16 protein-coding genes are annotated in these 12,143 nt (G+C 37.8%); 2 read left to right on the top strand and 14 right to left on the bottom strand.

Translation table 11 applies throughout. From position 1 onward, the window contains the following. Positions 1 to 206: 206 nt before the first annotated feature. From MHI22_RS14250 to hmpA, 10 genes are all read right to left on the bottom strand, one after another. Positions 207 to 911: a DsbA family oxidoreductase gene (locus tag MHI22_RS14250; RefSeq protein ID WP_058843909.1), complete on the bottom strand. Its 705-nt coding sequence runs from the start codon at positions 909 to 911 to the stop codon at positions 207 to 209. A 2-nt stretch (positions 912 to 913) separates the two neighbouring features. Beyond that, positions 914 to 1,699, bottom strand: coding sequence for a sulfite exporter TauE/SafE family protein (locus tag MHI22_RS14255; RefSeq protein WP_036128563.1), 786 nt, complete (start codon positions 1,697 to 1,699; stop codon positions 914 to 916). A gap of 85 nt (positions 1,700 to 1,784) precedes the next feature. Then, complete coding sequence (locus MHI22_RS14260; protein WP_036128590.1) at positions 1,785 to 2,012, bottom strand: sulfurtransferase TusA family protein; 228 nt, start codon at positions 2,010 to 2,012, stop codon at positions 1,785 to 1,787. Positions 2,013 to 2,153: 141 nt separating this feature from the next. Beyond that, positions 2,154 to 3,281, bottom strand: coding sequence for an MBL fold metallo-hydrolase (locus MHI22_RS14265; protein WP_036128565.1), 1,128 nt, complete (start codon positions 3,279 to 3,281; stop codon positions 2,154 to 2,156). Positions 3,282 to 3,362: 81 nt separating this feature from the next. After that, on the bottom strand, positions 3,363 to 3,758 hold the full coding sequence (locus tag MHI22_RS14270) for a DsrE/DsrF/DrsH-like family protein (protein WP_036128567.1): 396 nt from the start codon (positions 3,756 to 3,758) through the stop codon (positions 3,363 to 3,365). A 16-nt stretch (positions 3,759 to 3,774) separates the two neighbouring features. Beyond that, positions 3,775 to 4,323 carry a sulfurtransferase TusA family protein gene (locus MHI22_RS14275; RefSeq protein WP_340812280.1) on the bottom strand — a complete coding sequence of 183 codons (549 nt, stop codon included), beginning with the start codon at positions 4,321 to 4,323 and terminating at the stop codon, positions 3,775 to 3,777. A 63-nt stretch (positions 4,324 to 4,386) separates the two neighbouring features. Beyond that, complete coding sequence (locus tag MHI22_RS14280) at positions 4,387 to 4,686, bottom strand: rhodanese-like domain-containing protein (protein WP_036128571.1); 300 nt, start codon at positions 4,684 to 4,686, stop codon at positions 4,387 to 4,389. Between the two features lie 11 nt (positions 4,687 to 4,697). Beyond that, positions 4,698 to 5,039 carry a rhodanese-like domain-containing protein gene (locus tag MHI22_RS14285; protein WP_058843907.1) on the bottom strand — a complete coding sequence of 114 codons (342 nt, stop codon included), beginning with the start codon at positions 5,037 to 5,039 and terminating at the stop codon, positions 4,698 to 4,700. A gap of 42 nt (positions 5,040 to 5,081) precedes the next feature. Further along, positions 5,082 to 5,342: a metal-sensitive transcriptional regulator gene (locus MHI22_RS14290; RefSeq protein WP_101966893.1), complete on the bottom strand. Its 261-nt coding sequence runs from the start codon at positions 5,340 to 5,342 to the stop codon at positions 5,082 to 5,084. A 228-nt stretch (positions 5,343 to 5,570) separates the two neighbouring features. Continuing rightward, on the bottom strand, positions 5,571 to 6,737 hold the full coding sequence (hmpA, locus tag MHI22_RS14295) for an NO-inducible flavohemoprotein (RefSeq protein ID WP_036128577.1): 1,167 nt from the start codon (positions 6,735 to 6,737) through the stop codon (positions 5,571 to 5,573). A 190-nt stretch (positions 6,738 to 6,927) separates the two neighbouring features. Between hmpA and MHI22_RS14300 the strand changes: the two genes are divergently transcribed. After that, complete coding sequence (locus tag MHI22_RS14300; protein ID WP_036128579.1) at positions 6,928 to 7,365, top strand: Rrf2 family transcriptional regulator; 438 nt, start codon at positions 6,928 to 6,930, stop codon at positions 7,363 to 7,365. A 48-nt stretch (positions 7,366 to 7,413) separates the two neighbouring features. Here the strand turns inward: MHI22_RS14300 and MHI22_RS14305 are convergent, their stop codons facing one another. The 4 genes from MHI22_RS14305 to MHI22_RS14320 all read right to left on the bottom strand — a co-directional run bounded on the left by MHI22_RS14305 (position 7,414) and on the right by MHI22_RS14320 (position 10,137). Beyond that, entirely contained in the window at positions 7,414 to 8,394 is a 981-nt protein-coding gene (locus tag MHI22_RS14305) for a GNAT family N-acetyltransferase (protein ID WP_058843905.1), read from the bottom strand. A 61-nt stretch (positions 8,395 to 8,455) separates the two neighbouring features. Beyond that, positions 8,456 to 8,833: a VOC family protein gene (locus tag MHI22_RS14310; RefSeq protein ID WP_340812284.1), complete on the bottom strand. Its 378-nt coding sequence runs from the start codon at positions 8,831 to 8,833 to the stop codon at positions 8,456 to 8,458. Then, the gene (locus MHI22_RS14315) at positions 8,834 to 9,268 is read right to left on the bottom strand and encodes a DUF1801 domain-containing protein (RefSeq protein ID WP_340812286.1); all 435 of its coding nucleotides are present in this window, start codon (positions 9,266 to 9,268) and stop codon (positions 8,834 to 8,836) included. Between the two features lie 374 nt (positions 9,269 to 9,642). Further along, positions 9,643 to 10,137, bottom strand: a complete 495-nt coding sequence (locus MHI22_RS14320) for a DUF1648 domain-containing protein (RefSeq protein WP_036128585.1) — start codon at positions 10,135 to 10,137, stop codon at positions 9,643 to 9,645. 311 nt (positions 10,138 to 10,448) lie between these two features. Between MHI22_RS14320 and MHI22_RS14325 the strand changes: the two genes are divergently transcribed. Further along, a complete protein-coding gene (locus MHI22_RS14325) occupies positions 10,449 to 12,143 on the top strand; it encodes a methyl-accepting chemotaxis protein (protein WP_340812288.1) in 1,695 nt (564 codons plus the stop codon).

A 12,143-nucleotide genomic window follows, 5' to 3' on the forward strand; every position in this document is an offset into this window, starting at 1 on the left:
CCTCTCTTATATTTTAGCAACATAGCAATTAATTGGATGTGATTTTTCTCACATCTCTTTAAAATAGCACCGTTAAGATGATAAAAATGGATATATTATACATTTATTTTTGTTCTATAACACAAAAAACTAGACTTAATACCTCTTGTAGTATATTGCTCATTCTGAATAAAAAAATGTCGAGCACCCAAGTACTCGACACTTTTTTATAGTTTACATACGTCATCATTACAGGCAGCTCCATCATTTCCCACCAACTTTATCGTCGGTTGATTTCCTGCTAATGCTGCCGCCTGATGTAAAGTTCGCACAAACACTTCATTTGGCTCTGCCCCTTTAATGCCATAACGGTTTTCAAACACGAAGAACGGGACACTTTGCACACCAAGTTGCTGTGCATCATAACGATCTCGATCTAAGGCCTCGCTAAAATCATTCGTTGCTAAAATAACCTTTGCCTCTTCTATATCTAAATCTAATTGTGCTATCACTTTTAATAAAAAAGCATCTTCGTTGACATCTTCTCCAGCTGTAAAATACCCTGCCATGAGAGCTTCAGTATAAGCCGCCGCCTTGCCAAACTGCTGAGTCCACTTCGCTAAACGATGAGCCTTTTCTGTATGGGCTGTTGTCATCTTATCAAAATCATAATGCAATCCAATCTCTGCTGCTCTCACGGCGATGCCCTTCGTCATGTCTTTCGCAGCTTCTAGCGAGATATCATATTTTTTAGCCATCCCCTCGTAAAAAGAGGGGGCATTCACTTTCGGCGTATCTGGCCCTATTTGGTATGCTTTATATTCTATTTCTACTTGCTCTGTATAGCCCGCAACATCAATAGCTCGCTCCAATTCACGCTTACCAATATAACAAAATGGACATGTGAAATCAGAAAAAACTTCAATTTTCATCGCTACACTCCCCCTATTATATCCGCCCAAATTTTAATAGCCGTTGCAACGATCAGCACCGCTAAAATGGCTTGTAACACTTTTGTATTCAATTTTTTCCCCGCTCTTGCACCAAGAGGAGCCGCTAGCAGACTAGCTACAATTAAGATGAAAGCTGGATAATATTCAACTTGTCCCGTTATTAATTTCCCAATGGTGCCTCCTATTGAAGAGAGAAAAGTAATGGCAAGGCTTGTCGCTATGGTCATACGTGTTGGAATTCCTAAGACAACTAGCATAATCGGTACTAATAAAAAGCCACCTGCTGCCCCCACAATTCCTGAACCAATACCAACAATCCAGGCCAAAATGATCGCCAGTGGTTTACGAAATGTCACTTCCTCCATCGGCTTATCATCAATTTGCTTTTTCGGGATAAACATCATGACAGCTGCAATCAATGCCAGGATACCATAGACAATGTTAATGCCTGATTCTGATAAGAACTTTGAACCGAAGCTCCCTACAAAGCTACCGATTAAAATAGCACTACCCATGTAGATAATAAGTGATTTATTTAAATACCCACCTTTCCGATATACCCATACACCAGCAAAGGAAGCAAAAAGCACTTGAATTGCGCTAATTCCTGAAACTGCATGCGCTGAAAAAGCCACAAAGCCTAATAATGACGGAACATACAGTAGCATCGGGAAATTAATAATAGCACCACCAATGCCGAGCATCCCCGAAACAAACGAACCGACAAAACCAATCAAAAATATGGTGAAAATCCATGCAATATCCATTTATTTTTCCTTCTTTCTAGCTCCCATCTATCAAGATAAAGAGAAAGAAGGTTGTGCTACGTTAATAGACAACCCTCAATAAGCTCTATGCTTTCTGAATTAAAAATGTAATGACACCAGCAACCTCGGATTGATCTAAAATCACATGCCCTCCCGCTTTAGCCCAAGCAGGAATATCCGCTAAAGCTCCTTTATCTGTTACTTGAACTTCTAAGATTTCCCCCGTAACTAATGTATCCATTGCCTTCTTTGTTTTCACAATAGGCATGGGACATGACAAGCCTTTTGCATCTAGTTGTAAATTTGACATCATAGTAATCTCCTTTGATCCGACAAAGGGTGTAAGCGATTTTGCCGGTTCCACTTTATTAACTTCAGGAAGGAAGAGTGCCTTCCATTCACGGAATTTACACGCTACAAGCATGCATGCGTACTCATTGCACTTTAGCATACGCTATCGGACAGCACAGCGATTTGGTCCAATTTCCATTTCTGTCTGTTCATCTGGTGCAGGTGTTATTTTCCCCATATTTACCTGACGAATCTCTTGATATGCATTTGGCTGTGGAGGTAATTGATCCGTGACAACACGTCTAAATTCCTCGTCACTTTGAATATTTAAACCATGGTTCTGCGCCAATAACTCTCCTAATCGTTTCGCAACCGTTCCATCTGCATTAAGCTCATCAATAATCATGAAATGTGCTGGTAGCACTATTAATTCTTCAGACAATTTGCGATAACGCTTATAAAGTGTTTCTCGTAAATCTCCAACCCAATCTTCAGCAAGTCCAGCTAAATCAGGTCGACCAATTGAATCAATAAATAAAATATCACCCGTTAATAAATAGCTGCCGTCGATGACAAAAGATGTAGAGCCAATTGTATGACCAGGTGAATAGATAGCACCTACATCTATTTTAGAAGCACCGATTTGAACAGTGGCTCCATCAACTAGAGGTGTATAAGGAAAGACAACCTCTTCAGCATCTTTTGGTGGTAAGTAGTAAGCTGCACCAGTTTCTTCTGCTATATGGCGTCCACCTGAAATATGGTCGGCATGTAAATGTGTATCAAAAACATATTTAATTGTAACGTTCTTCTGTTCAGCGAAGCTTGTAAATACATCTGTAAATCTCACAGCATCAATAATCGCTGCCTCACCTTCAGAAATGACCATATATGAAAGGCAGCCCTTTCCTAAACGGACGAATTGATACAGCTCTCCACCACCTGTTAAATCACCAACTTTAATCGGCTCTAAATATTCACTCCAAGATTTCATGCCTCCTGCTAAATAGGCAACATCACGACCTGCCTCAGACAACATTTCAGCGACCATCAATGATGAGCCTTCTTTGGCACAGACAACTAATACTGTTTGTTCAGCCGGAATTTTAGGTAAAATATCTTCAATCCCATCTAACAACTCAAAGTACGGGATATTTAGGTACTCAAATCGATGTCCCTCCATTTTCCAATCTTCAAATGCCTCTGCATTACGAACATCTAAAATAAACAGCGCTTCATTATTAATGACCTTTTTAGCAACTTGTGATGCACTCCACTTTTGAATAGACATACATTTTACCCCCATAGGTATGATTTCAATGTTTTTTATAGCGGAGAGCTATAGTCACTCCCCACTCTCAAGAACAAATTACTAGAAAGTTAGTGATGGCGCTGCATCTTTGGCAAACTCAAGGAAAGTTACAGCTCCACCTACTTCAATACCGTCAATAAAATCATCTGTTGATAAACCCATGACATCCATAGTCATTTGACAAGCAATAAATTTCACCCCTAGTTCTTGTGCCATTTCCACCAGTTGTGGGATGGCTGGTACATTTGCTTTTGAAAAACCTTTTGCATAATGCTCCGCGCCAGCAGGCATCGGTAGTACATGCATCCCTTGTTTATGAATGAGATTCAGCCCTTCAAACGTAAAGAAGATGGCTACCTCCTTCTCAGAAGCTGCCGCAGCCGTTGCGATATTAAACACTTTATATGCATCAAATAAACCACCATTACTTGCAATGATTGCTACCTTGTTTGACATCTTAAATTCCTCCTAATTAAATGCTTTTTGTTAAATTGCCCGTCCAGGATGTCATCCCCGGCAAGACATTAAATACCTTTGTAAAACCATGTGAAGCAAGCTTTTGTGCAGCCATATCACTGCGTGTTCCTGTACGACAGATGACATAAATCTCCTGCTCTTTATCAAGCTCCGTAAGTCGTGCCATTAGTTCACCCATCGGAATAGATTTTGCTCCCTCAATATGTCCAAAAGCGAATTCTGCCTCCTCACGTACATCAAGAATCAATCCCTCACGATTGGTAATCTGCTCTAGATCAATTATTTGACCAAATGTCATCTCTACTATTTGTTCATTTGTACATTTGCGAATATAATGCTTTAGCACACCATCTGCCTCTAACGTACCAATGTATTGATGACCGACCGTTTCAGCCCATGCAGCAATATCCGCTTTTAATCCTTTATCTGTCGCAGAAACTTCTAAAATTTGACCATCCAGTAAATCAGCCATCATCTTCTTCGTTTTCACTATCGGCATTGGACAAGATAGTCCTTTAGCATCTAGCTGAAAATCAGACTTCATACACCTAACAACCTCCATATACCTACATGGGTATTATTTTTACTAAAAAAATATAGCTATGCTCTATATTTTTACTGCACCCTCCCAAGCAAGCATACCACCAGCCATGTTGGATACAATAAAGCCATTACTTTCTAGTATTTGAGTAGCACGACCACTACGTCCACCTGATCGACAAACCATAATATACGGCTCATTCTTATTTAATTCATGTAGTCGAAACTCTAATAATCCGAGCGGGATATGAATAACACCTGGAATATGACCAGTCTCTACCTCATCTACCTCTCGTACATCAATAAGATTCAACTTGCTTCCCTGCTCCATAGCTTGTTGAACTTCTTTTGCTGTAATTTCCTTCATTTTTCCTCCTCCTAGTATGCACTCATTCCGCCACGAACATTGGTAACATGCTTAAAGCCTTGTTTTTTTAGTTTCTTACAAGCCTGGCTACTTCGCATTCCACTTTGACAAATGACAATAATTTCTTTGTCCTTTGGTAGTTTGTCAAAGCTTGATCCAAGCGGAACATTTTTAAATTGCGGAATGTTACGTCCCTTATACTCAGCTGGTGTACGCACATCAATAAATACCTTATCTTTATCATTAAGCATATTTTTTAATTGTGCAGCAGAAATTGAATGAACACCTTTAGTAGGCTTCATTCGCCAAATGAAAAACGCTGCGATAAGCGCAATAACAATCCATGTTTCCATGTGATCACTCTCCTTCTTTATACATTTTGGGGTATATCAAAACTATCGACTTTTCACAACTAAATCCATTGCCTCTTGAATAGCGAAATTCATTTTTTCTGTATCACCTTTAGCTGTTGATACACATTCCAATAAATTTTCACTAACAATAACACCTATCGTCTTATCAACCGCGGAACGTACGGCAGATAGCTGCGTTATCACATCCTTACAGTTTTGACCGTCTTCCATCATACGTAAAATACCCCGTAATTGGCCTTCCATACGTTTCACACGATTTGCTGTGTTAGAACCATAAGCCATGCTGTTTGCGCCCCCCTCCATAACGATTGATTGAACTTGCTTACGTGATTTATAATATACCCCATAAGGTATATTGTCAACGGGAAAGTCCCTACTTTTTTTCATAGTTTCGCTCTTTCCGTCATACCGCTTCACTCATCTCGTTTCAGATTTAATCCATCTCTCAGGATTGTCCGCAAAAAATCCCTGTTACGAGTTGTAACTCATAACAGGGACCTACACATTATATTATTTAGCTAATTGCATGGCTGGTCCGAAGAATTCATAGTGAATTTTTTCATCTTTCACGCCAATTTCCTGTAAGTTTTTAATAACAGCTTCCATAAAGCCTACAGGCCCACATACATAAACATCTGCATTATTAGCAACTTTTTCTGCTAATAACTCTTTTGTAATAAGCTTATCTTCTTCAGAGAATAAAGCTGTATAGGATGCATTCGGTAGTACCTTTACTTTCTCCTGAATGTCATCGCTGAACGCTACAACTTTCTCATTACGAGCACATTGGATAAAGTTTACTTCATTCACTGCATCATCATGTAAAGATTGCAACATACTGTTTAAAGGTGTTACACCGATACCACCACTTACAAATGTAATTGGTGCAGCCGTTTCTTCTAAAACAAATAACCCAGCTGGAGCACTTACATCAACTAAATCTCCTACTTGTAAGTCATCATGAATATAGTTTGAAACTTTACCATTTGGCGTATGATCGCTTTCTCGTTTTACAGAAATACGATAGCCGTCTTCTGCATTCGCTTGTGAAAGTGTGTATTGACGGTTCATCAAATACTCTTCGCCTGGCACTTTCACACGGATGCTAATATATTGACCTGGTTCATAAGCTGGCAGTGGTGAGCCATCTTCATTCACAAAGTAAACGGATGTAACTAAGTCACTTTCAACAACTTTCTTCGCCACTTTTAATGGTTTAAATAAACGCCATCCACCGTTATTCTCAGTTTTCTGGTATAACTCTTCTTCTACTTGAATGAAAATATCTGCTATAACGCCATATGCCTCAGCCCATGCATTAATAATGTCATCGGTTGCTGCGTCACCAAGTACTTCCTTAATAGCTTTTAATAAGTTTTCCCCAACGATTGGGTAATGTTCAGGTAAAATACCTAAACTACGGTGTTTATGTGCTATAAGCATTACTGCTGGTAAAATTGCTTCTAAATTTTCAATATGAACTGCAGCAGCATAAACAGTGTTAGCTAATGCTGTTTGCTGACGACCTTGTTCTTGGTTCGTGTGATTAAAAATATTTAATAATTCTGGATGAGCTTGAAACATATTTTTGTAAAACGTCTTCGTGATCTCAACACCGTGAACTTCTAATACAGGTACTGTTGCTTTAATAATTTGAATTGTTTCTTGTTTTAACATATCGCTTACCATCCTTTCGTGATTACAATATAACCCTTTCATTTTCTTAAAGCAATATTTTAAATACATCTTTAACAAAATGGACATAATTAATGTATTTTAAATACATCTTTAAAAATGGTTTGAAAATATTATACTTCAATGTAAAAATGCTATAATTATTTTGAATTATAGAAAGTAGGGTGTTCTGATGCGCTTAACTTTATACACAGACTACTCTCTGCGTACTCTTATTTATCTAGGTGCGAAGGAAGATGGTCAATTATCAACTATTCAAGAGATTTCAGATGCTTATAATATATCGAAAAACCATTTAATGAAGGTGACACATCAGCTTGGATTATTAGGGTATATCGAAACGATTCGTGGACGTGGTGGTGGCATTCGCTTAGCCATCGATCCAAAAACCATTACTATCGGTGAAATTGTTCGTCATACAGAAGAAGATTTTCATCTTGTAGAATGTTTCGATAAAGAAAATAATCTATGTAAAATAGCCCCAGAATGTCAGCTGAAAGGTGTTCTGTATGAAGCTTTACAAGCCTATTTGAACGTATTAGATCGCTATACATTAGACGATTTCTTACATTCCAAAGAAAAGTTAATGGCTCTTCTGCTTGGGAAATAAAAATACCCGCTCAACCTTTGTTGAACGGGTATTTCTTTATGAAGATACTTATAATGCCTTTGAAAAGAAAATCATATCTAATGCGCGAATGCCGTTTTCATAAATAGGCTCTGGATAATGGCGGAAGAAATCTTTTTCAATAGCCTCCATGCGAAAGCCTGCTTTTTGATAAAAGGCAATATTATCAATACTTGAGTTGGCTGTTCCAACAAGCACTGTTTGATAGCCTTCCTTCTGGCATATTTCAGTGAGTTGTCGTAATACCTCTTTGCCCATTCCCTTCCCCTGGTACTTTGGCACAATAGCAATATTCTTCAACTCGATCGTTGTATCAGATTGCGCAATGACTAACGCCACCCCCACCAGCAGCTCCCCACACTTAATTTCAAATAAAGTGCCTTTATCTAAGTATTCTCGAACTACCATTTCACTTTCATCAGCTAGCATTAATTGTGGTAAAAAATCTTCACGATTGCCATCTACCTTCTGTAGGGATATTCGATAACGGACAAAATCTTCACGTTCAAAGACATTTAACACACACGGTTGTTTTTCCTTCACCTCCAACCATGAATGCTCCTCTGGATATTTACTTTCCACACCTAATCGAATAAAAGGCAGTTTTTCTTGTGCTTTTTGTGATCGGATATTTACCTTCCGAGCCCCAGCAAAAACCCGTGCTAGTCCTAGCTCGAAAAATGCAATGTCTAAGATAGCTGTTTTGGCTTCAAGATTATAGTCTTTCCCCCAAAATTGGTGACCTAGCCAAGAGCCAATATGACAGCTCTTTTTATCATGATCTATAAACATTAGGGATGTTACACCAATCAGTTGCCCTTCCTCATTCAAAACTACACGAGGAACCGTCTTCCCCTCTTCCTCGTCCACACATTCACGTTTGATAAAATTAATGGTATCTTCTACCTTACCAGCAGGTAACCCGAGGGCATCTCGCACCTGCGGCATAGAAGATAACTCATGCATCGCCTCAGCATATTTAATATCATGCTTCACTAAAGTTACCGCCATCCTCAATTCCCCTTTTACTACTATTTTTTGTTTTCTTTTCATTATTTATATTCCTAATTCATCAATCATACGATAATTGCCAGGACATGCCAAAACGATCTTGAATCCATGCAAACTGTTTAGAAAAACCATAATGATTAAGTGGCATTAATGCTTGGCCGCCTTCTAGCATTTGGGCAACAAAACAGTTTATTTCCTCCTCCGAATCACACTCTATAAAGACTGATGTTGATGGAGTAAACGTAAACTCGTGTTGAATGGCACTATCATTCACCAGCAATTTTAATCCCTTTAAATGGAGGACTGCCATTGCTACCTGTTGTGAATTATCCATATACGCTAAGCTAACAACTTCTAAATCTGGAAACCACTTCTTATATTGTTCAATCGCCTCATTGGCCTGCCCTTGAAACATTAAAAATGGAGTCGCGCTTTTCATCTATTTTTTCACTCCTTCATAATGTGAAATCCATTGCGCAGGGGTTATTTTTGACACAAGCTCACTGATTAAATCAAATGGAATATTTTTGGCATTTGTAAATCGAATACAGCTTTTCCCCATATTTAATTTTGTGGGCACTCGCTTTGCATACTCCTCTTGGAACCAAGAAAGCAATGCTGGATCTGCATAAATACCCATGTGGTAGAGTGCAATATGACGCTTCTGTACAGCTAGGCTAATAAAAGGTAATGGCGTATTCGGTGTCACATGGTAACCCTCAGGATAGGATGTTAATGGTACCACATAACTGACCATTCCATATTGCATTGTTTGTTCAAATCCATCTGGTACATTCGTTTCTACGGCAGCAACAAGCTCACTAAAAGCATCACGCCATTTTTCTTCGACTTGCTCCATATATACATTTTTCATATTTTGCCTCACTTTTATCATGTAGTTTACTACCTTCACTCCTAGCGTAGTCCTCTTTAACACTTTTTGTAAATAATTTACCATCTCATCACTAGAGAACACAAATGAAATAATTCGATTAAATGGTGCTTTACCAGAACTTCTAACTAACAAATCACGAGGTTTATTGATTATAACAACTGCTAATTCAGCCTTCAGTTTAAATTCCTTTTGCCTAGCTTTAACACCATTTTACTGTACCTTTATCTCCTTTTTGGCAGCTAATAATGTACTGATACATTTTCATCTTAGTTTTGTTAGTATACTGAATTATTGAAAACTTGGGTATAAAAAATAAACGCCTGAAAAATTTCAAGCGTTTACGTTATTACCTATTATTTTATTTTGGCAGTCGCAATTATCCCTTTAATAATCGGAATAGCAGTTCCTAATAGGATGACAGGTAAGACCCACCAACCTAACGAATTTGTTTCACCAAGACCAATACGAACCATTTGGAATGATATAAATGCGAAGAAAATAAGACAGAGGTTTTTCACTTCATTTAGTATTTTTCTGCTATTTAAATAGAATGCTTCTACATTGTTTTCATTCAAGCGTGCTGGATAGTTATGCATATGTGGGGCCCTTTCTAGTAGTCCCATGACAATCCATAAAAATAAACCAATGAATGGAAGAATAAATAACTCTACCTTTGAGCCCCATCGATCTACCTCGCCTACACCATTAAAGTGCGCAGGAATTTCATTAGGTAATTCGAACCATGCAAATATAATATAGATGATGGATACAACAAATATACCTCCGCCAATATAATTCCATATTTTCTCTGATTTTGTTTTGGGTAATTTTAAAATTGGTCTATACATTTCCTTCACCCCTATTCATTTCCATTACTCCTTCTACGTAACTACTATAAATAAAGTTTCAAAATTTATGAAAATTGGCTTAATATTCAATAGATATCATTAACCATCTCTATTATTATTAATATTTTATCTATAAAATCTCCTTTTTTTATCACATCACATATAAATTGATATTATCTTCAAACTATTAATTACAGTAAAAATACTCATAATACTTTGTAAAATCCGTATAATCTGATATAAATGATATATATACATATTTCATTATTTTGTAACATTTCTACTAATTACTGAGAAAGGACATTTCAACTATGCGATTTACTATCTACAAGAAATTATTACTCGGTTTTTTTATAGTGATTTTAGTGCTTGTTACGACAATTGGTTTAAATATAAAACAGCTAGATTCTGTAAATAAGACCTATCGTACATTACTGGAGGAACAAACAACTAAATCAATCAGTATTCAGGAATTACGAGTTATTGCAAAACAAGAAATTGTTAGTATGCGTGGCTATTTACTGCTTGGAGACAAGCAAAATTATCAAAGCAATCAGGACTCTCGCGAGGAATTTAAGCAAAAATCTGAAGAGTTGATGGCTACTTTAGATTCTGATGAATCAATAAAATTCTTAGAGGCTATTAACAAAAGTGAGCAAAGTGTCCAACAATTCGCTGACCGTATGTTTGCGTTAAAGGCTGAAGGAGAAACTGAAAAGTATGAAAAACTTGATAGTACTCAAGGACGCCTAATCATTAAACAGTTTGATGAACGCGTTGAAAACCTTTCAAATTATCAAAGTGACTATATTGATAAAAAAATGGCTGCTACATCAAAACAAATTCAAGATATTAAACTCCAAATGCTTCTACTTGGGGTCTTTGCTGTTGTCATAAGTCTGATAATTGCAATGGTTGTAGGAAGCCTAATGGCCCGCCCTATTAATGGCATGGCTAAAGCTGCTAAAAAAATAGCGGAAGGCGACTTAACAGCCGAACAAATTCGTATTAAAAACCGTGATGAGGTGGGTGACTTAGCCCTTGCCTTTAATCAAATGGCTGCAAATTTAAAGGATTTAATTACAAATGTCCGTCAAAACACAGTGCAAGTTAGTGGCTCTGCTGCTGAGTTAACAGCAAGTGCAGACCAAACTATACAGGCTACAGAACAAATCACTTCTTCTATTCAAGAGGTTGCTAGTGGCTCTGAAGCCCAAGGAAAAAATGCCTCAGAAAGCTCTGAAGCGATGAAAAATATGACAAAGGGCATACAGCAATTAGCTTCTACGACGGCTGCGGTTTCTGAACTGGCAATCGAAACGAATTCAGAAGCTAAGAAAGGCAATGATTCATTACATCGTGTCATTTCTCAGATGACAACAATTAATACAGCCGTCTTAGAGTCGGCAAGTGTTGTGAAAAATTTAGATGAACATTCTATTGAAATTGGCAATATTATTGGGATTATTACGGATATTGCTGAACAAACAAATTTATTAGCACTTAATGCTGCAATTGAAGCGGCTCGTGCAGGCGATCATGGGCGTGGTTTTGCCGTTGTTGCTGATGAAGTGAAAAAGTTAGCAGAGCAATCGAAAAAATCCGCGGAGCAAATTGCTACTTTAATTTCTGAAATTCAGCAAGATACAAATCGTGCTGTGACCGTGATGGATACCGGTACGCAAGAGGTTCAAATTGGTATGAAAGTTGTAAAAGTAGCAGAAGAAGGCTTCTCTAAAATTGTCGAGCTTATTGAACAAGTTTCCATGCAAATCCAAGAAGCTACAACCGTGTCGGAGGAGATGTCATCTAGTGCAGAGCAAATTTATGCTTCCTTTGATGAAATAGCAACGATTGCACAAATGTCCTCATCTAATTTACAAAATGTCGCTTCTGCCTCAGAAGAACAATTGGCTACTATTGAAGAAGTGGCAGCTTCAGCAGCTACCCTTTCAAATATGGCAGAAGAGCTTCACACGCAAGTTTCTCGTTTTAAATTAGATTAA

It is taken from the genome of Lysinibacillus sp. FSL L8-0312 (assembly GCF_038003285.1).
Classification (GTDB): Bacteria; Bacillota; Bacilli; order Bacillales_A; family Planococcaceae; genus Lysinibacillus; species Lysinibacillus fusiformis_D.